The organism is Rhizobium sp. HT1-10 (genome assembly GCF_049472505.1).
In the GTDB taxonomy this organism is placed as follows: Bacteria; Pseudomonadota; Alphaproteobacteria; order Rhizobiales; family Rhizobiaceae; genus Rhizobium.
This window is the reverse complement of sequence record NZ_JBCEBQ010000002.1, coordinates 418,042-438,063: the sequence shown is the minus strand read 5'-3', so window position 1 is coordinate 438,063 and position 20,022 is coordinate 418,042. Positions and strand designations below refer to the sequence as shown.

Below are 20,022 nucleotides of genomic sequence, written 5' to 3'. Positions count from 1 at the left end.
TGGCGGGAGAGAAACCACCCTATGCGGCCGCAGCGGGATATTCGGCGAATTCCTGCGGCTCGAATACAGGGCATTTGCAAGCGCCGATCCAGGCAGAAGCTCTGGCGCTCGTCCCGAAATTCGCAAGAGCGGATAGACAGCGCCTCCGCCGAAATCGACAGCCACTATGGCCAGACAAAGCCGATCTTCTTGACCTGCGCCTCGCCAAAAGTTTCCAGGCCCTCGCACAAATCGACCCCGCCATGGCCGCGATAGAAGCGCTCGGCATTCTCGTTGTCTTCCAGGCACCAAACGACCATGCCCTTGCAGCCCAGCGATTTCAAAAGTCTGCGGGCCTCGCCGAACAGCAGGCGCCCGAGGCCGATACCCTGGTATTCGGGGCGGAGATAGAGTTCGTAGATCTCGCCTTCCTGCGGCAGCGCCCGGGCCCGGTTGAGACCGAGTGTGGCGTAGCCGGCAACCGTGCCGGCGACATCGAGAACCAGCAGTGTCGCCGGCCCGCGCGTCGCGCGCCGCCACCAGGCCTCGCCGCGGCGCTCAATCATCTGCGCCAGCGAGCGGTGCGGAATGATGCCGGTATAGGCATACTGCCATGAAAGCCGATGCGTCTCCGAAATGGCTCGGGCATCGTGCGGTTCAGCCCGCCGGACATCGATAGATAACGTTTTCATAACGCGCACTCTGGCCCGGCAACGGCAAATTAACCATCCATCAACATATCAGGCGGTTGTTTGCCCACAGGCTTTATTTGTGGACGAGCAACCAAAGTTAACCCTTTTTTAACCGATGTCACAAGGGGGCGGGATTCGAACGGAACAAATAAAAAACCCCGGTGCAAGCACCGGGGTCCGATCATTCAGCGGCTGAAAAGCTTAGGCGCTCTTCTTGCCGAAACGCTTGCGATCGTTCGGGTCGAGGTAGGTCTTGCGCAGACGGATAGACTTAGGCGTGACTTCCATCAGTTCGTCGTCCTGGATCCAGGAGAGCGCGCGATCGAGCGTCATGCGGATCGGCGGCGTCAGGCGAACAGCTTCGTCCTTGCCGGCAGACCGGATGTTGGTGAGCTGCTTGCCCTTCAACACGTTGACTTCGAGGTCGTTGTCGCGGGTGTGGATGCCGATGATCATGCCGGCATAAACCTTTTCGCCTGGCTCGATGATCATCGGGCCGCGGTCTTCGAGGTTGAACATGGCATAGGCCACCGCTTCACCCGACTGGTTGGACAGCAGCACGCCGTTGCTGCGGCCGCCGATTTCGCCCTTGTACGGCTGGTAGTCGTGGAACAGGCGGTTCATGATCGCCGTGCCGCGCGTGTCCGTAAGCAGTTCCGACTGGTAGCCGATGAGGCCACGGGTCGGCGCGTAGAACACCAGGCGCAGGCGGTTGCCGCCCGACGGACGCAGCTCGATCATCTCGGCCTTGCGCTCGGACATCTTCTGCACGACGATGCCGGAATGCTCTTCGTCGACGTCGATGACGACTTCTTCGATCGGCTCCAGCTTGTTGCCGTTCTCGTCGTCATGCATCACGACGCGAGGACGCGACACGGCCAGCTCGAAGCCTTCGCGGCGCATGGTTTCGATCAGAACGGCCAGCTGCAATTCGCCGCGGCCGGAGACGTAGAACGAATCCTTGCCTTCCGACTCTTCGACCTTCAGCGCGACGTTGCCTTCGGCTTCCTTCATCAGGCGGTCACGGATGACGCGCGAGGTGACCTTGTCGCCTTCGGTGCCAGCCAGCGGGCTGTCGTTGACGATGAAGGACATGGTGACGGTCGGCGGATCGATCGGCTGGGCATGCAGCGGCTCGGTGACGGCAGGGTCGCAGAAGGTATCGGCAACGGTGCCCTTGGAGAGGCCTGCGATGGCAACGATGTCGCCTGCGAAAGCTTCTTCGATCGGCTGGCGCTCGATGCCGCGGAATGCGAGGATCTTCGAGATACGGCCGGTTTCGATGGTCTTGCCGTCGACGCCCATGACCTTGATCGGCTGGTTCGACTTGATCGAGCCGGAATGGATGCGGCCGGTGATGATACGGCCGAGGAAGGGGTTGGCTTCGAGCAGCGTGCCGATCATGCGGAACGGGCCTTCGCCGACGGTCGGCTCCGGAACATGCTTCAGCACGAGGTCGAGAAGCGGGCCGAGGCCCTGGTCCATCGGGCCTTCAGGCGCGGTGTTCATCCAGCCTGCACGGCCCGAACCGTAAAGGATCGGGAAATCGAGCTGTTCGTCGGTGGCATCGAGCGCTGCGAACAGGTCGAACACTTCGTTGACGACTTCTTCGTGGCGGGCGTCCGGACGGTCGATCTTGTTGATCGCGACGATCGGGCGAAGGCCGACCTTCAGCGCCTTGCCGACCACGAACTTGGTCTGTGGCATCGGGCCTTCGGCAGCATCGACCAGAACGATCGCGCCATCGACCATCGACAGGATACGCTCGACTTCGCCGCCGAAGTCGGCGTGGCCGGGGGTGTCGACGATGTTGATGCGAACATCGCGCCAGACGACCGAGGTCGCCTTGGCCAGGATCGTGATGCCACGTTCCTTTTCGAGTTCGTTCGAATCCATCATGCGCTCAACCGTGCGCTGGTTGTCGCGGAACGAACCGGACTGCTTCAGGAGTTCGTCGACAAGCGTTGTCTTGCCGTGGTCAACGTGCGCGATGATCGCGATATTTCGCATAGACATATGGGCTACTCGGAGGGTTTGCGGGCAGCCGATGTGCGGCCCTAATCTTCAGTTGAGGCGCTCTTACCCTGTTTTTCGCATTTGCGAAAGGGGGGGCACGACAAAGCGGCATCATCCCTGCCCCAGCGCTTTCGCAAGGCTGGAGCAGGGACTGCTTCTTCATTGGGCAGAGCGGCGGATAAGGCCTTAAGCTGCAAGCCCTTTTTGCGCCAGCATGGCATCCGGGCTCGGCAGCTTGCCGCGGAAGGCGCGATAGGCGTCTTCCGGATCGATCGAGCCGCCGACCGAATAGATATTCGCCCTCAGCTTTTCGGCAAGATCAGGATTGAAGGCATCGCCCGTTTCCTGGAAGGCGGCGAACGCGTCTGCATCGAGCACTTCGGACCACATGTAGGAATAGTAGCCGGCCGAATATCCGTCGCCGGCAAAGACATGCTGGAAGTGCGGGCTGGCATGGCGCATCACCATCGACTTCGGCATGCCGAGCGCCTCCAGCACCTCGGCCTGAACGGCCATGGGATCCTCGACCGGGCCGCGGGTGTGGAACGCCATGTCGACCAGCGCCGAGGAGGTGAACTCCACCGTGTTGAAGCCGGCATTGAAGGTCCGGGCAGCCAGCACCTTGTCGAGCAGGGCCTGCGGCATCGGCTCGCCCGTCTGGTAATGCACCGCATATTGCTTGAGGATCTCGGGCACGGTCAGCCAGTGCTCGTAGAGTTGCGACGGCAGTTCGACGAAATCGCGCGACACGCCCGTGCCGGCCACCGACGGGTAGGTGACGTCGGACAGCATGCCGTGCAGCGCATGGCCGAACTCGTGGAACAGGGTGAAGGCATCGCCCATCGACAGCAGCGCCGGCTTGCCTTCGGCGGGCTTGGCGAAATTGCAGACGTTATAGATGATCGGCCGCTCGCCGAGCGCTTCATTCTTCAGGGGCAGCTTGTGCTGCGACTGGAAGGCGCTCATCCAGGCGCCGGAACGCTTCGACGGACGAGCAAAATAATCGCCGAGGAACATCGCGACGAGGGCATTCGACCGATCGCGGATCTCGAAGACGCGGACATCGGGATGATAGGCCGGCGTGTCGTAGATCTCGACGGCATGCAGCCCGAACAAGCGATTGGCAACGTCGAAGCAGGCGTCGATGATCTTGTCGAGCTGTAGATAAGGCTTAAGCTCCGCCTCGGAGAAATCGAAACGCTCCGTGCGAATCTTTTCCGAATAGAAGCGCCAGTCCCAGGGCATGACGTCATGGTTGCCGCCGCCGGCGCTGATCAGCGCGGCGATGTCGCCCTCCTCCTCGCGGGCGCGGGCGACCGCCTTGCCCCAGACGGTGGTGAGCAGTTCATTCACTGCCTCGGGGGTCTTGGCCATGGTGTTGTCGAGCTTGAGCTCGGCATAGTTGGCGTAGCCGAGAAGGGTCGCCTTCTCGAAGCGCAGCGCCAGCGTCTGGGCAATGATCTCGCGATTGTCCGTGGCGCCGCCATTGCGGCCGCGCGCCACCCAGGCCTCGAAGGCCTGCTCGCGCAGATTGCGGCGTTCGGAGAAGGTCAGGAAGGGCTCGATAATCGAGCGGGAGAGGGTCACCGCATACTTGCCGGCGTCGCCGCGTTCCGTCGCCGCTGCCGCCATCGCCTCGGTGACGAAGCCTGGCAGACCGGCAAGGTCGGCCTCGTCGGACAGCACCAGCGCCCAGCCCTTCTCGTCGGCCAGAACGTTCTGGCCGAAACTGGCGCCGAGGCCCGCAAGCGTCTCGTTGATCTTGGCGAGCCGCTCCTGCTCCGGCTTTGCCAGTTTCGCGCCTGAGCGCACGAAACCCTTCCAATGGCGCTCCAGCACGCGGCTCTGCTCGAGCGTCAGTCCGAGCGTGTCTTTGGCTTCCCAGAGCGCATCGATGCGGGCAAACAGCGCCACGTTCATGCCGATCTTCGAATAATGCCGCGACATCTTCGGCGCGATCTCGCGCTCCAGCGCCTGGATCACCTCGTTTGTGTGCGCGCCGGCCTTGTTCCAGAACAGCGCCGACACGCGCGAAAGCTCGTCTCCGGCGATTTCCAGGGCGACGATCGTGTTGGCGAAGGTCGGCGCCTCGGGGTTGCCGGCGATCTGGTCGATCTCCCCATCATGCAGGGCCAGCGCCGCATCGAAGGCAGGCCCGAAGTCGCTATCGACCACCAGGTTGAAGTGAGGCAGTCCCTGATGCCCGGTCCATTCGACCAGCGCGGTATTGACGAGGGGTTTCGATGACATTGGGCATCCTTTCGGCATCATAGGCATTAGGGGCCATATAGGAGCCCGAAATCGCGATTGTTATGGCCATCGCCGCCATGCGGCAAAAGACAGTTTGGACGGTTTGCGACGCGTAGGTCTCAGGCTTTCCGCCAGCCAAGCAGCCCTGGCGCGGAATGCCAGAGCGCCTGCGCCGCGAAACCCATGAACAGCACGCCGGAGCAGCGCACGATCAGCCGCTCGTGCGACCGGTAGACGCGCCGCACGGCCCCGGCCCCGATGATGCCGATCAGGATGATGTCGGCAGTCACAAAGCCCGCAAAGGCAACAGCCAACAGCACGGGCAATGCGCTGAACTGCAGCGCGCCGGCCGATCCGGCGACTAGGGCCGTGAAGGTCGCGAGCGCGACCGGATAGCCCTTGGGATTGGTGGCGCCGAAGATCAACCCGCGGCGAAAGGGCCTCTCGACCGCAAGCAGCGCGGCGCCATCGGCCCTCGGCTTGGCGGTCACCGCGTGCCAGCCGATCCAGGCGAGATAGAGGCCGCAGAACAGCCCGAGCAGGTCGAAAACGAAGTTGCCGATCGTTCGTGCACCGATGATTGCGGTCAGCGCCAGGGCCGACCACAGGAGATCCCCGAACAGATGGCCGCACATGAAGAGCGCTCCCGCCCGCCGGCCCTGGCCCGCGCCGATCCCCAGCAACGCCAGGAAAGCCGGCCCTGGGATCAGAACGTAGAACAACGCTGCGAGGAACGTTCCGGCGAGGAGGGAATATGTCATGACGCGGATTCCAAAGAGTATTTAGGCAGCTTAGCGCCGGCCTGCTCCGGGTCAAGGCATTGGAGTACGCTTAAAGATTCAATTGTGTTTGTACCTTGAAGTCACTATGGAAAATCAGGGGAAGTCAAAGAACTGAACAGAGAAACACCATGGGCATCACCATAGACACCGACTCGCTTGCTTTTCTTGTCTACGACTGCGCGCGGTTGATGAGAATGGCATTCGAGAAGCGGATTCTCTCTGCTGGTCTTGGACTGACCGCTGGAGAGGCGCGGACCCTCATCCAGATTGCCGCCGTCAATGGTAGCCGCCAATTGGACATTGCCATCCGAATGGGGCTCGAGCCGATGACCGTCAGCGCCTTCCTCGACCGCCTGCAGGCTCGCAGCCTGATCGAGCGGCAGCCCGATCCGCTCGACCGCCGCGCCAAGCGCATCTTTCTCTCGGATGCCGCCGAAGACATGATCCGCGCTATCAGCATCGAAATCGCCGCCGTCCAGCGGGAGGCGACACAGGGTCTCGACGAGGAGGCTCTTGCCCATGTCAGCCGTTCGCTGAAGAGCTTCCGCCAGAATTTGCAGAAGGCCGATCAGCCGGCAAGTGAACTGGTGCTCGCTGGCGACCGCTGACGCCGCACCAGCCTCTCTCACCCGACAGCTGACCACTACGCTTTTCAGCGAACAAGCCGTCGCGACAGCTCGCGCATTCGCCCGTCCGTCCCGTCAGTTGCCACCACAAACAGAAAACCCGCCATCGCAAGCGATGACGGGCATTGATGGCTTTGCGTTATGGCTCAGTTCGACAGGTTGCGCTTGCCGAGCGTGCGCAGACGCAGCGCGTTGAGCTTGATGAAGCCGGCGGCGTCCTTCTGGTCGTAGGCGCCCTGGTCGTCCTCGAAGGTGACCAGCTTGTCGGAATAGAGCGACTTCGGGCTCTCGCGGCCGATGACCATGACATTCCCCTTGTAGAGCTTCAGCGTCACTTCGCCCTCGACATGCTCCTGGCTCTTGTCGATTGCCGCCTGCAGCATCTCGCGCTCCGGCGAGTACCAGAAGCCGAAATAGATGAGCTCGGCATAACGCGGCATCAGCTCGTCCTTCAGATGGGCGGCGCCGCGATCGAGCGTGATCGATTCCATCGTCCGGTGGGCGGTGAGCAGGATCGTGCCGCCGGGGGTCTCGTAGACGCCGCGCGACTTCATGCCCACATAGCGGTTCTCGACCAGATCGAGGCGGCCGATGCCGTTGTCGCGGCCGTAGTCGTTGAGAGTGGCGAGCAAGGTCGCCGGGCTCATCCTGATGCCGTTGACGGAAACCGCATCGCCGCGTTCGAAACCGATCTTGATGATGGTCGCCTTGTCAGGGGCTGACTCCGGCGAAATGGTGCGCATGTGCACATACTCAGGCGCTTCCTGGGACGGATCCTCGAGGACCTTGCCTTCGGAAGAGGAGTGCAGGAGATTGGCATCGACGGAGAACGGCGCCTCACCCTTCTTGTCCTTGGCCACAGGGATCTGGTGGGCTTCGGCGAAGGCCAGCAGGTCGGTCCGGGACTTGAAGTTCCAGTCGCGCCAGGGAGCGATGATCTTGATATCGGGGTTCAGCGCATAGGCCGAGAGCTCAAAACGAACCTGGTCGTTGCCCTTGCCGGTGGCGCCATGGGCGATGGCATCGGCGCCGGTTTTGCGGGCGATGTCGATCAGGTGCTTGGAGATCAGCGGCCGGGCAATCGAAGTGCCGAGCAGGTAGACGCCCTCGTAGACGGCATTGGCGCGGAACATCGGGAAGACGAAATCGCGCACGAATTCTTCGCGGACGTCCTCGATGTAGATTTCCTTGATGCCCATCATCTCGGCCTTCTTGCGGGCCGGCTCGAGCTCTTCGCCCTGGCCGAGATCGGCCGTGAAGGTCACGACCTCAGCGCCGAGTTCGGTCTGAAGCCATTTCAGGATGATCGAGGTGTCGAGGCCGCCGGAATAGGCGAGAACGACTTTTTTCACGTCTTTGTGCGATGCCATGGTTGTGAGGTCCGTTCGAATATACGCGGCGCCAGGTGCCGCAAATCTGGATGTCGCGGCACTTTTATCGAGATTGTCGCGGCGCGCAAGAAAAACTGAAGCCTGCATTCAGCCCAGATGCGCAGTAATATTCATGCGTTGATGCAGGATACGAATGATTGTGATGGTCGTCGCGTCGGCTTTGTAGACGACGAAGTGGGATTGGACAGGCGATCGGCTAGCGGCCATGCTTGCGACGCATCTCGTCAAGGAATTCATCGAAATCGAACGGCTCCGGCTCCCCCGATTCCTCCCCCTCGATGATCGCAGCGCGGATCGCCTCGATTTCCGCGTGGTCGCGCAAAAGGCGCAGCGCGGCCTCCACAACCTCGGCGGTCGAGCCGTAGAAGCCGCCGGTCACCTGCGCATCTATGAATTCGTTCATCTGCGGATCGAGCGTCACCGACACGACCTTGGTCATCCTCGTCTCCTGCGGTTTGACTTGGCTTGCCAAACTACCATATCTGCCAGCGTCCGAACAATGTCTCAACCGGGAGAGACGACATGACGAACACCCAGGCAGTCTTTGCGAAATCCAACGTTGCCGTGATCACCGGTGGCGCCTCCGGCATCGGCCTTGCCGCTGCCAAGCACTTTGCCGGCTTGGGCATGAGCGTCGTGCTCGCTGACCTCGGCGGCGACCGGCTGGCCGAGGCCAAGGCCGCCGTCATCGCGCTCGCCGAAGGCGGCGAAGAGCAGGTGATGGCCATCGAGACCGATGTCAGCAGCAAGGAATCCCTGGACGCGCTGGAACGGACGGTCATCCAGCGCTTCGGCCGCGTGCATGTGCTGATGAACAATGCCGGCATTGGCCCGGAGACGTCGATCTTCAGCCCGCAGGCCGGCTGGGACAACATCCTCGGCGTCAACCTTATGGGCGTCGTCAACGGCACGCGCACCTTCGGACAGCATATGATCGGCCACGGCGAGCCCGGCGTGATCATCAACACCGGCTCCAAGCAGGGTATCACCACGCCACCAGGCAACCCGGCCTACAATGTCTCGAAGGCCGGCGTCAAAGTCTTCACCGAGGCGCTGCAGCACGAACTGCGCACGACGGAAGGCTGCAAGATCACCGCCCACCTGCTGATCCCCGGCTTTGTCTTCACCGGCCTGACCAAGGGCGACCGCACGGAGAAGCCGGCAGCGGCCTGGACCTCGGAGCAGACCGTCGCCTTCATGATGGAAAGCCTCGAACGCGGCGACTTCTACATCCTCTGCCCCGACAACGACGTGCCCCGGGCAACCGACGAACGCCGCATCCTCTGGGCCGCCGGCGACATCGTCGAAAACCGCCCGCCGCTGTCGCGCTGGCATGGCGGATACGACGAGGCCTTCAAGGCCTTCCTCAACGCGAAGGGCTGATTGGCAATAGCCTGCAAACCGGCTAGGAAGTCCGAGATCGCATTGCATCCGAGGAGCATGACATGGACTTCCTGCCGAGCTTTGCGACGGCGCTGACCTTTATCGGGACCAGTCTGCTTCTGGCCGCGACACCCGGGCCGGATATGACGCTGTCCATCAGCCGGGCGCTGTCGCAAGGCAAGACACCGGCGCTGTTCGTGGTGCTCGGCACGAGCCTAGGAATCGTCGTCCATACGATGCTGGTCGCCTTCGGCATCTCAGCACTGATCACCGCCTCGCCTCTCGCCTTTACCATCCTGAAGACCGGCGGCGCGGCTTATCTGCTATGGCTGGCCGTGCAGGCCATCCGCTTCGGCTCTAAGTTGAGCGTCAATGCAGTCGAGGAGCCCAAGCGATCGCCGCTGTCGAACATGGCCAGCGGCTTCTGGGTCAATCTCCTGAACCCGAAGGTCATCATCTTCTTCATGACTTTCCTGCCGCAGTTCGTCACCGCAGGCGATCCTGGCGTCACCCAGAAACTGCTGTTCTTCGGCTTCCTGTTCATCCTGGTTGGCATGCCGGTCAACGCACTGGTCGTTCTGGCTTCGGACAAGCTGGCGTCATGGCTGCAGGACAACAGGAAAGTGCTGCGCGGCATGGACTATACCTTCGCCGGCGTCTTCTCGATCTTCGCAGCGAAGATCCTGTTCACGCATGCAAGATAGTTAGTGGGAAGAGTGCTTTTTCTCAGCGTCACGACGATCGTGACGGGTGATGTAGAGCATGATTCCAGCAAAAATCAGCGCGCCTGCGGGTGCGATCATGAATGTCAGAAACTGGATCAGCTCATTCGTCATCTTCAAGGCCTTTCAAAATACGCCTCGCAGTGAAATGTAATATGGCGGAGATCAAAATGCAAACCACGATGGTGGGTGCAACGACTGGCCACCACGGGGCCTGGGAGCCCGCAGCATTTATCGACGGCGCCAAGGCACCGACTGCAAAAATCGCAATGGCAACCCCGTTAAAATAGGTTGCCGTCAACTTCGTCCTTTCGTTGCGGACGAGGCTATTCATCAGTCCTCACCGTGATTGGCGATCATCATGGCCTCAAAAGCAAGCCGGTCGGTCTTGCGCATGCGTTCCGAATCCGACTTCAGCTGGCCGCAGGCGGCGAGGATGTCGCGGCCGCGCGGCGTGCGGATCGGCGAGGCATAGCCGGCCGCATTGATGAAATCGGCGAATTTCTCGATCTGCTCCCAGTCGGAACACTGGTAGTTGCTGCCCGGCCATGGGTTGAACGGGATCAGGTTGATCTTGGCCGGCACGCCCTTCAGCAGCTGGATCAGCCCCTTGGCGTCCTCCAGGCTGTCGTTGACGTCCTTCAGCATCACATATTCGAAGGTGATGCGGCGGGCGTTCGACAGGCCGGGATACTTGCGGCAAGCGTCGATCAGGTCCTTCAGCGGATACTTCTTGTTGATCGGCACGAGAATGTCGCGCAAGTCGTCGCGCACCGCATGCAGCGAGATCGCCAGCATGACGCCGATCTCGTCGCCGGTGCGGAAAATCTCCGGCACGACGCCCGAGGTCGAGAGCGTGATGCGGCGGCGCGACAGCGACAGGCCGTCGCCATCGGAGGCGATCAGCAGCGCCGTCTTGACGGCATCGAAATTGTAGAGCGGCTCGCCCATGCCCATCATCACCATGTTCGAGACCTTGCGGCCTTCGGCAGGCATGGCCGTGCCCACGGGCGTGTCGCGGTCCGGGAAATCGCCAAGCCGGTCGCGGGCGAGCAGCAGCTGCGACAGGATTTCCTCGGCAGTGAGATTGCGCACCAGGCGCTGCGTGCCGGTGTGGCAGAAGGAGCAGGTCAGCGTGCATCCGACCTGGCTGGAGACGCAGAGCGTCCCACGGCCTTCTTCGGGAATATAGACGGTCTCGATTTCAACCGGCCGGCCGGCGCCGCGGGCCGGAAAGCGCATCAGCCACTTGCGGGTGCCGTCGTTGGAAACCTGCTCCTCGACGATCTCAGGCCGGGCAATGGTAAAATGCTGCTTCAGCATCTCGCGCATGTCCTTGGCAACATTGACCATCGCGTCGAAATCCGAGACGCCGCGCACATAGAGCCAGTTCCAGAGCTGGCTGACGCGCATCTTGATCTGCTTTTCGGCCACGCCCTTCTCGCGCAGGGCCTGCCCCATCTCCTCGCGCGTCAGCCCGATCAGCGACGGTTTTGGCAAGGCTTCGCCGCCACGGGGAACCGGGGCCGGCATCGGCTTGGCAATGGTCATGGCATCTATCACGGACATGGGATCATCCAAACGGTTGATGCCTGCCGTGCTTCCGGGAAGCTGCAGGCGCGATCGAGGGCACTGAAAAAGTGAATTCGGAGACGGAAGGGGCGACGCTGTCGCAGGCACATCCGCAGTTCGCGGCGGCAATAGCACTATTTTCGCTGTTCGTCATCCCCTTGAAAACAGCAGAGGCCGGCCCACGGCCAGCCTCAATGATGACAAGTTCGCGATTCGGCGAAAGGCCGAAGATCCGCGATAGCTTACTTGCAGCTCTCGATCTGCTTCAGAGCAGCGGAAATGCCGGCCAGCGAATAGGTGTAGGACGTGCCGGTGCCCTTCTTCGACGTCGCGGTGACGGTCAGCGAATGGCCGGTCTTCATGGCCGAAACCAGCGCCGGCTCCTGCGCAGCGTTTTCGACCCAGGCGGCCTTGTCCTTGGTGAACATCACGAAGGTCTTGTTGTCGATGGTGACGTTGACCTTCGAATTTTCCTTCAGCACGTAGCCCATCATTGCCTGCGGCTCGTAGGAGATGTTCTGGCCAGGGCGCTGTGTGACGATGAAGAAGTTATCGCCATGGTCGATGCCGGTCGCCGGCAGCTTTGCCGTCGGTACGGACAGCACGTAGCAGACCTTGCCGGTGCCCGACTGGTAGGAATAGGCGCCCCAGGCATCGAACTGCTTGATGCGGGTCGGGGCTGCCGATTGGGTCTGCGCCGCGGCGGCAGGGGCGGCCTTCGGCTTTGTCTTCTGGGCGGATGCGATGCCGGCGGTGGCCAGAACGAGCGTAAGGGCGAGTGCGGAGCTTTTTACAAACATGATTTCCTGCCGGTTTCTTGCGATCCAGAGCCCGACGTGAATATCGTCGGGAGATGCGTATTCACGAGGCGCTGTATTTTGGCGTAATTCTGGTTACCAAACCGTCAATGGGATGGGGTGATTGCCTGTTAACTGTGCCATTGCAGCCAAATGATGATGACTGAATTCGAAGTTTGAAGAGAGATGGGCCTGGAGGACAACAACACCAGCCCTCACGGCGATTTAATCCAGAAAGATTCAGGCAAGAGTTTGACGTTTTTTGAATCCGCTGTACCTCATTAAGCAATCGAACAATTGGTTGCGCACGGCAGTCGTAAGGGGCAGGTGACGGGGAATGGATGCGAAGGAACAGCAGCGCTTCGCTGCCCTCGCCAGGGCCGTTGCAGAGCGCCGCGACCAGACGGCCTTTTCGCACCTGTTCGATTATTTCGCGCCCAGGCTTAAATCCTGGCTGCTCAGGCAGCGCATGCCGGACGGCGAAGCGGAAGAATTGGTGCAGGAGGTGATGATCGTTCTCTGGCACAAGGCCGCACTTTACGATTCGACGCGCTCTTCGCTCTCCACCTGGCTTTTCCGCATCGCTCGCAATCGCCGTATAGACATGCAGCGTCGATCAAGAGTTCGTGTTCTCGATGACAGCGACCCTGGTCTCCAGCCGTCGGCGGCACCGGCCGCCGACGCAACGCTGGAGAGCGAAGATCGAGATGCGCAGGTTCGGCGGGCCCTGGCAGAACTGCCCCGCGAGCAACAGGAGCTCCTGCGCGCCGCTTTCTTTCTCGGGCAATCCCACTCGGAGATCGCCGCGATCACCGGGCTGCCGCTTGGGACGGTGAAATCGCGCATCCGGCTGGCTTTCGGTAAATTGAAGAAGCGGCTGGAAGCGCAAGCAATCTGAAGCAATTCCGCAACGACCTCACCAGCCGGTCCTGCTGGTGACGGCCAATTCAGGCCGGCTTGTCCGCCTCGCCTTCGTCGGCCAGCGCCTTGTCGGCAGCTTGGTAGTGACTGTCATTGATATGCCCGCTGACCATCCGGAAAGCCGCCGTCAGCACGGCGATGTCATCGGTGTAGCCGACCACCGCCATGAAATCAGGGATGATGTCGAACGGCATGATGAAATAGGCAAGCGCTGCGAGCAGAATGCCGCGCACGCGGGTCGGCGTCTGCGGGTCGAGCGCGCAGTAGAACGCCGCGACGAGGTCACGCGAGAACGGCACATAGCGGACCGCCTTGCGCAGCGCGGGCCAGAACTTGCCACGCACGATCTTCTCCCGGCGCTGACGGGTATCCTCGTCGCCGGGAAGCAGAATCTCACCGAACTTGATGTTTTCCATGGCCGAACGTCCTATTAAGCTCCGTGCATATATGCGACCGGTCAGGCGTCATATCAAGAAAGCCGGCCGGTCGCCGCCTTGTCCATCGCCTTCGCCATGCGGAAATCCTGTTCAGTCAGGCCGCCCGCGTCATGGGTGGTCAGCGTCACCTCGACCCGCGAGTAGACATTGAACCATTCCGGATGGTGGTCGAATTTTTCCGCCGCCAGCGCGCTTTGCGTCATGAAGCCGAAGGCTTCGCGGAAATTTGCGAACTTGAATGCCTTGGCGATGGATTTTGCATCGCCCGCCAATGTCCAGCCCTCCAGCGCCGTCAATTTTTCATCGACGGCAGCACGTTCCAGTTTTTCGTATTTCATGCGATGGTCCCTTCTTAACAACCGAAAGATCGTATGCACCGCTTCAAGATCCTCTTCGTCTGCATGGGCAACATCTGTCGCTCGCCGCTGGCCGAAGGCATTTTCAAACATATGACTGACAACGCCGCACGCGCCGGTGAGTTCGAAATTGATTCCGCCGGCACCGGCGGCTGGCACCAGGGGAACCCGCCAGATCCCCGTTCCGTCGCCGTTGCGGCAGCCCACGGCGTCGACATCTCCACCCAGCGTGCGAGACGCATTGCGGTCGGCGATTTCGACCGCTTCGACCTGATCCTGGCGCTCGATCGTGACATTTTGAGGAATCTGCGAAAGATCGTCCCGGCGGGAGAGACCGACAAGCTCCAGCTTTTCAGCCGCTATGCGCGTGGCATCGATGAAGACATCCCCGACCCCTATTACGGCGGCCGGGAGGACTTCGATCGCGTCTACACCATGCTCTTGACCGGATGCACATCCTTGCTGGACACCGCCGGAAAGCTGCGCACCTCGTGAAGCGGGAACACCTCTTCGGTGAGATAGGGGCCGCCACCGACCGATTCCCGGGATGACAGCAGCACGAAGCGCGAGGCAGTGAACAGCGACGTCTGGAAATTGCCGCGCCCAGACAGATAATGCGCGACATCGTCCAGCCGGGAGGATTTCAGCCGCGCCAGCGTCACATGCGGCATGAACTTCCGGGGGTCCGCCGACAGGCCCACCCGCTGGCAGATCCGCTCGATCTCGCCCTGCAGCGCGTACATTTCCGGATTGGGCGTAACGCCGGCCCAGACCGAATGCGGTTTCTTCGAGCCGAAGGCGCCGATACCATCCAGCTTTATCTGGAATTCGGGCCTTTCGATCCGGTCGAGCCGCTCGACGATCTCATCGGCGGTCCGACCGTCGACGTCGCCGATGAAGCGCAAGGTGATGTGGTAGTTCTCTACGTCAATCCACCGGGCGCCCGGTAGACCACCGCGCAACAACGACAGGCTCATCGCCGCGTTGCGGGGAATTTCGAGGGCGGTAAACAGTCTCGGCATGGCGAGATCCCCGAATCTTTTGCAGATACACGCAGCGAATCACGCAATCAAATGGGGCGCAAGTGTCTATTTCCCCGCGGCCCCGATCGTCCCAACGAAACTTGTCACCTGTGGCATAATCCGCTGCACCATGACATCCACCCCTTGAGGGTTGGGGTGCATGCCATCTTCCAGCTGTAACTTGGGCTGCGCGGCAACGCCGTCAAGGAAGAAAGGGTAGAGCGGCAGCTGATATTTGTCGGCCAGACGCGTGTAGATCGGATTGAAACGCGCGGCATAGTCGCCGCCCATGTTGGGAGGCGCCAGCATGCCGGCGAGCAGCACCGGAATGTTGCGGGCCTTCAGCTTGGCGATGATCGCGTCCAGGTTCTTCTCGCTTTCCTCCGGGGCAATGCCGCGCAGCGCATCGTTGGCGCCGAGCTCGAGGATGACGCCATCGGTACCGTCTGGCACCGACCAATCCGCCCGCGCCAGACCGCCGGAGGTCGTATCGCCCGATACGCCGGCGTCCGAGACCGCGACGTCGAGCCCCTTGGCCTTGAGCGCGGCTTGCAGCTTGGCCGGAAAGCCGTCGCCCGGCGGCAGCATGTAGCCGGCCATCAGACTGTCGCCGAGACCGACCAGATTAATCGTCTTTGCCGCCGCCGGTCCGCTAAGGCCAAGCATGATCGCCGTGGCGATGACGACGAATTGAAACCCAGCAACTTTAAAACGCATGATCGATTCCCTAGATTGCCTGCATCGGTCGCACGGCGCCGACCCGTCTTCGCTTATATAGGGCAGTTGTCATTGGCTAAAACAATCATCGAGCTGAAGAAGGCGGATTTGACGCTGGGCAACGCCGCCGCATCTGTTCACGTGCTGAAGAGCATCGACCTAACCATCCTTGAGGGCGAATCCGTCGGCATCGTCGGCCCGTCCGGCTCCGGCAAGTCGACGCTGCTGATGGTGCTGGCCGGCCTCGAAAGCCTCGACAGCGGCGAGATCGTCATCCGCGATACGCCGCTGCATGCCTTGAGCGAGGACAAGGTCGCCGATTTCCGCGGCCGCAACATCGGTATCGTCTTCCAGTCGTTCCATCTGATCGCCAACATGACGGCGCTGGAAAACGTTGCGGTGCCGCTGGAATTGGCCAATGTCCGCGGCGCCTTCGACATCGCAAGGCGCGAACTGCACTCCGTCGGGCTCGGTGAGCGTCTCAGCCACTATCCGGGCCAGTTGTCGGGCGGAGAACAGCAGCGCGTGGCGATTGCCCGGGCGCTCGCGCCCTCGCCCGCCCTCATCATCGCCGACGAGCCGACCGGAAACCTCGACACGGAGACCGGCAGGCAGATTGCCGACCTGCTGTTTGCAAAGCAGGCCGAGCGCGGCACGACGCTGCTGCTGGTCACCCACGACAACGCGCTGGCTGCCCGCTGCTCGCGCCAGATCCGCGTCCGCTCCGGCGCCATAGACAGCGACAACACGCGCACGACAGAGCAGCGGACGGTCCTCGCATGACGCTTGGCAGCGCCCGCCTGTCCCTCGCCTTCCGTCTGGCGCTGCGCGAACTGCGCGGCGGCCTCGGCGGATTCTACATCTTCCTCGCCTGTATCGCGCTTGGCACAGGCGCGATCGCCGCCGTCAATTCCGTGTCGCAATCCATCACCGATGCGATCTCCACCCAGGGTCAGACGTTGCTGGCCGGAGACGTGCGCTTCGAGATCAACAATCGCGAGGCGACCCCTGAGGAGCTTGCCTACCTCAAGGGCCTCGGCACCCTGTCGGCCACGACTGGCGTCCGCTCGATGGCGCGCCTGCCGGATGGCTCCGACCAGTCGCTGGTCGAGGTCAAGGCTGTCGACCAGGCTTATCCGCTCTACGGCAAGTTCGAAGCCGAACCGGATCAACCGCTGCCAACGCTGCTGACGGCCAAGGACGGCACCTACGGCGCACTCGTCGCTCCCTTGCTGCTCGACCGCCTCAACCTGAAGATCGGCAGCGAACTGCTGCTCGGCAACGCGAAACTGCGAATTTCGGGCACGATCAAGAACGAGCCGGACGCGATTTCCGAGGGCTTTGCCTTTGCACCCCGCTTGCTCACCAGCGCCGATGCGCTGACCGCATCCGGCCTAGTGCAGAACGGCAGCCTCGTCGAGCACGGCTACAAGATCCGCATGGCTGACCCCGTCAATGGTATGCGGAATATCGCAGACCGCGCCAACAAGGCCTTTCCGCAAGCCGGCTGGTCGATCCGCACCAGCGACAAGGCAGCGCCTTCGCTGGCCGACAACATCACCCGCTTCTCGCAATTCCTCACTCTGGTCGGCCTGACCGCGCTGATCGTCGGCGGCGTCGGCGTTGCCAATGCGGTGCGCGCCTTTCTCGACAGCAAGCGCACCACCATCGCCACCTTCAAATGCCTCGGAGCGCCGGCTGCCGTGGTGGTGGTGATCTACCTGATCCAGATTGCGCTGATTGCCCTTGCCGGTATTTTCGTCGGTCTTGTCCTCGGAGCCGTTGCGCCCCTTTTCGCGGCGCAATTCATGGCGCAGTTCCTGCCGGTTTCGACCGCGCCTACGCTCTATCCCGGCGCGCTGTTGCTGGCCGCCTTGTTCGGCCTGCTCACCACGCTTGCCTTCGCCATCCTGCCACTTGGCCATGCCCGTGAAGTGCCGGCGACCGCGCTGTTCCGAGAGCAGGGCTTCGAAACCCGCAAACTCCCCTCCTGGCCCTACCTGCTCGGCGCAGCCCTGCTGCTCGCTGCTCTCTCGGCCCTGGCGATCTTCACCGCCTATGACCGTTTCATCGCCATCGTCTTCATCGTCGCCATCGCCGCCGCCTTCGTCGTGCTGCGGCTGGTGGCCTGGGGCCTCGCATGGCTTGCCAAGCGAAGCCCGCGGGTCAATTCGCCGGCGCTGCGGCTGGCGATCGGCAACATCCACCGGCCCGGCGCGCTGACGGCATCGGTCGTGCTGTCTCTCGGCCTTGGCCTCGCTCTGCTGGTGACCCTGACGCTGATCGACAGCAACATGCGCCGCGAACTGACCGGCCACATGGCAGATCAGGCACCGAATTTCTTCTTCGTCGATATCCAGGGCAGCGAACTCGAGGGCTTCAAGACCTTGGTCCAGGGACAGGCGCCGAAGGGCAAACTGACCGAGGTGCCGATGCTGCGCGGCCGCATCACCGCCTTCAACGGCGAGGACGTCACCAAGCGCCAGGTGCCGCCGGCCGGCCAATGGGTGCTGCGCGGCGACCGGGGCATCACCTATGCCGAGACAGCGCCGGAAAACGCTTCCGTCACCGAGGGCAAGTGGTGGGACAAGGACTACGCCGGCGAGCCGCTGGTGTCCTTCTCGCAGGAAGAAGGCAAGGCGCTCGGCCTGAAGCTCGGCGACACCGTCACCGTCAACGTCCTCGGCCGCAACATCACCGCCAAGATCGCCAATTTCCGCAAGATCGAATGGCAAAATCTCTCTATCAACTTCGTCATGGTCTTTTCGCCAAACACCTTCAAGGGCGCCCCGCACGCCTGGCTGGCGACGCTGACGGACCCGTCGGCTACCGCTGCGCAAGAGGCGACGATCCTGCGGACCGTCACCAACGCCTACCCGACCATCACCAGCGTCCGCGTCAAGGACGCGCTCGACATGATCAATTCGCTGGTCGCCCAGCTCGCCACCGCCATCCGCGCCGCCGCCTCGATCGCGCTGATTGCCTCGGTGCTGGTGCTGGCCGGCGCGCTGGCCGCCGGCAACCGCGCCCGAATTCATGATGCCGTCGTGCTGAAGACGCTGGGGGCGACGCGCGCCGTGCTGATCCGCGCCTTCACCTTCGAATACCTGATCCTCGGCGTGGCGACGGCGATCTTCGCGCTGGCCGCCGGCGCGGTCGCCGCCTGGTACGTCGTCAGCCGCATCATGAAGCTGCCGTCGAGCTTCCTGCCTGATGTCGCCGTCTCGACCATTGTCATCGCCCTGGTGCTGACGGTCGGTATCGGCCTGATCGGCACCTGGCGCATTCTCGGCCAGAAAGCCGCACCCGTGCTGCGCGAACTCTAGGGGACGACTTTAACCCAAGCGACCAAAAGCCCTAAAGTTACATCGATTTAACCCGATTCGCGTTATGGGGCTCTTGTACGCGCGACGCGAAAGCCTCATATTCTCGTCAGGCATGCTGGAGCTCCGCAGCGGCGCCCGGGACTGAAGTGCCCGACACCGTCATCCACTCGGAGCTTGAAAGAGGAAAACATGGCTGACTTTCGCAATATTCCCAACCGGGCAACCGGTGCGCAATCGAGCGCGATGATAGACGAGGGCCTTCGCAGCTACATGCTGAAGGTCTACAATCTGATGGCACTTGGCCTGGTGATCACCGGTCTTGCCGCCTACGCGCTGATTGCTGCGACGACCACCAACGACCCGGCTCAGGCTGCGGCCAACTTCCACGGCGTCATGCTGACCAGCGCCGGCGTTGCCGTCTACGGCTCGCCGCTGAAGTGGGTCATCATGCTCGCACCGCTGGCGGCCGTGTTCTTCCTCAGCTTCCGCATCAACAGCATGAGCGTCTCGGCTGCCCGCACGACCTTCATGGTCTATGCGGCGCTGGTTGGCCTGTCGCTGTCGTCGATCTTCCTGGTCTACACGACCGGTAGCGTCGTCCAGACCTTCTTCATCACGGCTGCCGCCTTCGGTGCCCTGTCGCTCTACGGCTACACCACCCAGCGCAGCCTCTCGGCCATGGGTTCGTTCCTGATGATGGGCCTGTTCGGCATCATCATCGCCTCGGTCGTCAACATCTTCATGCAGTCCTCGGCCCTGCAGTTTGCCATCTCGGCAATCGGCGTCCTGGTCTTCGCGGGCCTCACGGCCTACGACACCCAGCGGATCAAGGAAATGTACTTCGAAGCAGATGACAGCGTCGTTGCCGGCCGCAAGGCCATCATGGGCGCACTGACCCTCTACCTCGACTTCATCAACCTGTTCATGTTCCTGCTGCAGTTCATGGGCAACCGCAAGTAAGACAGCTGGTCGGCTTTGCCGGCAGCAGTTGGAAATTCTTCGGGAAACGGGGGCATGATTGCTCCCGTTTTTT

The 20,022-nt window shown here is 62.0% G+C and carries 21 protein-coding genes; 8 read left to right on the top strand and 13 right to left on the bottom strand.

The genetic code is table 11. The annotated features are described in order from the left end of the window. Nucleotides 1-164: 164 nt before the first annotated feature. The 4 genes from VH564_RS07125 to VH564_RS07110 form a co-directional block, all read right to left on the bottom strand. Complete coding sequence (locus VH564_RS07125; protein WP_423339107.1) at nt 165-671, bottom strand: GNAT family N-acetyltransferase; 507 nt, start codon at nt 669-671, stop codon at nt 165-167. Between the two features lie 201 nt (nt 672-872). Then, the gene (typA, locus tag VH564_RS07120; RefSeq protein ID WP_423339106.1) at nt 873-2,687 is read right to left on the bottom strand and encodes a translational GTPase TypA; all 1,815 of its coding nucleotides are present in this window, start codon (nt 2,685-2,687) and stop codon (nt 873-875) included. Between the two features lie 186 nt (nt 2,688-2,873). Further along, on the bottom strand, nt 2,874-4,937 hold the full coding sequence (locus tag VH564_RS07115; protein ID WP_423339105.1) for a M3 family metallopeptidase: 2,064 nt from the start codon (nt 4,935-4,937) through the stop codon (nt 2,874-2,876). 119 nt (nt 4,938-5,056) lie between these two features. Next, nucleotides 5,057-5,698 (bottom strand): LysE family translocator, encoded by a 642-nt coding sequence (locus VH564_RS07110; protein ID WP_423339104.1) that lies wholly within the window; start codon nt 5,696-5,698, stop codon nt 5,057-5,059. Nucleotides 5,699-5,847: 149 nt separating this feature from the next. On the opposite strand from VH564_RS07110, the gene VH564_RS07105 reads away from it, so the two are divergent. Beyond that, nucleotides 5,848-6,327, top strand: coding sequence for a MarR family winged helix-turn-helix transcriptional regulator (locus tag VH564_RS07105; protein ID WP_423339103.1), 480 nt, complete (start codon nt 5,848-5,850; stop codon nt 6,325-6,327). Between the two features lie 164 nt (nt 6,328-6,491). Here VH564_RS07105 and VH564_RS07100 read toward each other — a convergent pair whose 3' ends face one another. Continuing rightward, nucleotides 6,492-7,715 carry an argininosuccinate synthase gene (locus tag VH564_RS07100; RefSeq protein ID WP_423339102.1) on the bottom strand — a complete coding sequence of 408 codons (1,224 nt, stop codon included), beginning with the start codon at nt 7,713-7,715 and terminating at the stop codon, nt 6,492-6,494. Nucleotides 7,716-7,932: 217 nt separating this feature from the next. Further along, nucleotides 7,933-8,175: a type II toxin-antitoxin system ParD family antitoxin gene (locus VH564_RS07095; protein ID WP_423339101.1), complete on the bottom strand. Its 243-nt coding sequence runs from the start codon at nt 8,173-8,175 to the stop codon at nt 7,933-7,935. Nucleotides 8,176-8,258: 83 nt separating this feature from the next. On the opposite strand from VH564_RS07095, the gene VH564_RS07090 reads away from it, so the two are divergent. Both VH564_RS07090 and VH564_RS07085 read left to right on the top strand, forming a co-directional pair. Beyond that, nucleotides 8,259-9,119, top strand: coding sequence for an SDR family NAD(P)-dependent oxidoreductase (locus VH564_RS07090; protein ID WP_423339100.1), 861 nt, complete (start codon nt 8,259-8,261; stop codon nt 9,117-9,119). 62 nt (nt 9,120-9,181) lie between these two features. Next, the gene (locus tag VH564_RS07085; protein WP_423339099.1) at nt 9,182-9,823 is read left to right on the top strand and encodes a LysE family translocator; all 642 of its coding nucleotides are present in this window, start codon (nt 9,182-9,184) and stop codon (nt 9,821-9,823) included. On the opposite strand, the gene VH564_RS07080 is transcribed toward VH564_RS07085, so the two are convergent. From VH564_RS07080 to VH564_RS07070, 3 genes are all read right to left on the bottom strand, one after another. After that, nucleotides 9,824-9,955 carry a hypothetical protein gene (locus VH564_RS07080; protein ID WP_423339098.1) on the bottom strand — a complete coding sequence of 44 codons (132 nt, stop codon included), beginning with the start codon at nt 9,953-9,955 and terminating at the stop codon, nt 9,824-9,826. Nucleotides 9,956-10,174: 219 nt separating this feature from the next. Further along, complete coding sequence (gene rlmN / locus VH564_RS07075; RefSeq protein ID WP_423339097.1) at nt 10,175-11,410, bottom strand: 23S rRNA (adenine(2503)-C(2))-methyltransferase RlmN; 1,236 nt, start codon at nt 11,408-11,410, stop codon at nt 10,175-10,177. A 245-nt stretch (nt 11,411-11,655) separates the two neighbouring features. Then, nucleotides 11,656-12,213 (bottom strand): invasion associated locus B family protein, encoded by a 558-nt coding sequence (locus VH564_RS07070; RefSeq protein ID WP_423339096.1) that lies wholly within the window; start codon nt 12,211-12,213, stop codon nt 11,656-11,658. Between the two features lie 334 nt (nt 12,214-12,547). Between VH564_RS07070 and VH564_RS07065 the strand changes: the two genes are divergently transcribed. Further along, nucleotides 12,548-13,108 carry a sigma-70 family RNA polymerase sigma factor gene (locus VH564_RS07065; RefSeq protein ID WP_423339095.1) on the top strand — a complete coding sequence of 187 codons (561 nt, stop codon included), beginning with the start codon at nt 12,548-12,550 and terminating at the stop codon, nt 13,106-13,108. 49 nt (nt 13,109-13,157) lie between these two features. Here the strand turns inward: VH564_RS07065 and VH564_RS07060 are convergent, their stop codons facing one another. After that, nucleotides 13,158-13,547 (bottom strand): YkvA family protein, encoded by a 390-nt coding sequence (locus VH564_RS07060; RefSeq protein ID WP_423339094.1) that lies wholly within the window; start codon nt 13,545-13,547, stop codon nt 13,158-13,160. A 53-nt stretch (nt 13,548-13,600) separates the two neighbouring features. Continuing rightward, a complete protein-coding gene (locus VH564_RS07055) occupies nt 13,601-13,906 on the bottom strand; it encodes a 4a-hydroxytetrahydrobiopterin dehydratase (RefSeq protein WP_423339093.1) in 306 nt (101 codons plus the stop codon). A gap of 33 nt (nt 13,907-13,939) precedes the next feature. Between VH564_RS07055 and VH564_RS07050 the strand changes: the two genes are divergently transcribed. After that, entirely contained in the window at nt 13,940-14,419 is a 480-nt protein-coding gene (locus tag VH564_RS07050) for a low molecular weight protein-tyrosine-phosphatase (protein WP_423339092.1), read from the top strand. Here the strand turns inward: VH564_RS07050 and thpR are convergent. Then, nucleotides 14,353-14,946, bottom strand: coding sequence for an RNA 2',3'-cyclic phosphodiesterase (thpR, locus tag VH564_RS07045; protein ID WP_423339091.1), 594 nt, complete (start codon nt 14,944-14,946; stop codon nt 14,353-14,355). The two genes, VH564_RS07050 and thpR, sit on opposite strands and share 67 nt — an antisense overlap. Nucleotides 14,947-15,012: 66 nt before the next feature. Continuing rightward, entirely contained in the window at nt 15,013-15,663 is a 651-nt protein-coding gene (locus VH564_RS07040; protein WP_423339090.1) for an arylesterase, read from the bottom strand. Nucleotides 15,664-15,735: 72 nt separating this feature from the next. Between VH564_RS07040 and VH564_RS07035 the strand changes: the two genes are divergently transcribed. From VH564_RS07035 to VH564_RS07025, 3 genes are all read left to right on the top strand, one after another. After that, nucleotides 15,736-16,446: an ABC transporter ATP-binding protein gene (locus VH564_RS07035; protein WP_423339089.1), complete on the top strand. Its 711-nt coding sequence runs from the start codon at nt 15,736-15,738 to the stop codon at nt 16,444-16,446. Next, nucleotides 16,443-18,989 (top strand): ABC transporter permease, encoded by a 2,547-nt coding sequence (locus tag VH564_RS07030; protein WP_423339088.1) that lies wholly within the window; start codon nt 16,443-16,445, stop codon nt 18,987-18,989. Before VH564_RS07035 ends, VH564_RS07030 begins: the two co-directional genes overlap by 4 nt. Nucleotides 18,990-19,178: 189 nt before the next feature. Beyond that, a complete protein-coding gene (locus tag VH564_RS07025) occupies nt 19,179-19,949 on the top strand; it encodes a Bax inhibitor-1/YccA family protein (protein WP_423339087.1) in 771 nt (256 codons plus the stop codon). The last annotated feature ends 73 nt before the right edge of the window (nt 19,950-20,022 follow it).

Excerpts from the sequence above, each read along its gene's own strand:
- VH564_RS07125 (WP_423339107.1), bottom strand. The coding sequence starts at position 671 with ATGAAAACGTTATCTATCGATGTCCGGCGGGCTGAACCGCACGATGCC.
- typA (WP_423339106.1), bottom strand. The coding sequence starts at position 2,687 with ATGTCTATGCGAAATATCGCGATCATCGCGCACGTTGACCACGGCAAG.
- VH564_RS07115 (WP_423339105.1), bottom strand. The coding sequence starts at position 4,937 with ATGTCATCGAAACCCCTCGTCAATACCGCGCTGGTCGAATGGACCGGG.
- VH564_RS07110 (WP_423339104.1), bottom strand. The coding sequence starts at position 5,698 with ATGACATATTCCCTCCTCGCCGGAACGTTCCTCGCAGCGTTGTTCTAC.
- VH564_RS07105 (WP_423339103.1), top strand. The coding sequence starts at position 5,848 with ATGGGCATCACCATAGACACCGACTCGCTTGCTTTTCTTGTCTACGAC.
- VH564_RS07100 (WP_423339102.1), bottom strand. The coding sequence starts at position 7,715 with ATGGCATCGCACAAAGACGTGAAAAAAGTCGTTCTCGCCTATTCCGGC.
- VH564_RS07095 (WP_423339101.1), bottom strand. The coding sequence starts at position 8,175 with ATGACCAAGGTCGTGTCGGTGACGCTCGATCCGCAGATGAACGAATTC.
- VH564_RS07090 (WP_423339100.1), top strand. The coding sequence starts at position 8,259 with ATGACGAACACCCAGGCAGTCTTTGCGAAATCCAACGTTGCCGTGATC.
- VH564_RS07085 (WP_423339099.1), top strand. The coding sequence starts at position 9,182 with ATGGACTTCCTGCCGAGCTTTGCGACGGCGCTGACCTTTATCGGGACC.
- VH564_RS07080 (WP_423339098.1), bottom strand. The coding sequence starts at position 9,955 with ATGACGAATGAGCTGATCCAGTTTCTGACATTCATGATCGCACCCGCA.
- rlmN (WP_423339097.1), bottom strand. The coding sequence starts at position 11,410 with ATGTCCGTGATAGATGCCATGACCATTGCCAAGCCGATGCCGGCCCCG.
- VH564_RS07070 (WP_423339096.1), bottom strand. The coding sequence starts at position 12,213 with ATGTTTGTAAAAAGCTCCGCACTCGCCCTTACGCTCGTTCTGGCCACC.
- VH564_RS07065 (WP_423339095.1), top strand. The coding sequence starts at position 12,548 with ATGGATGCGAAGGAACAGCAGCGCTTCGCTGCCCTCGCCAGGGCCGTT.
- VH564_RS07060 (WP_423339094.1), bottom strand. The coding sequence starts at position 13,547 with ATGGAAAACATCAAGTTCGGTGAGATTCTGCTTCCCGGCGACGAGGAT.
- VH564_RS07055 (WP_423339093.1), bottom strand. The coding sequence starts at position 13,906 with ATGAAATACGAAAAACTGGAACGTGCTGCCGTCGATGAAAAATTGACG.
- VH564_RS07050 (WP_423339092.1), top strand. The coding sequence starts at position 13,940 with ATGCACCGCTTCAAGATCCTCTTCGTCTGCATGGGCAACATCTGTCGC.
- thpR (WP_423339091.1), bottom strand. The coding sequence starts at position 14,946 with ATGCCGAGACTGTTTACCGCCCTCGAAATTCCCCGCAACGCGGCGATG.
- VH564_RS07040 (WP_423339090.1), bottom strand. The coding sequence starts at position 15,663 with ATGCGTTTTAAAGTTGCTGGGTTTCAATTCGTCGTCATCGCCACGGCG.
- VH564_RS07030 (WP_423339088.1), top strand. The coding sequence starts at position 16,443 with ATGACGCTTGGCAGCGCCCGCCTGTCCCTCGCCTTCCGTCTGGCGCTG.
- VH564_RS07025 (WP_423339087.1), top strand. The coding sequence starts at position 19,179 with ATGGCTGACTTTCGCAATATTCCCAACCGGGCAACCGGTGCGCAATCG.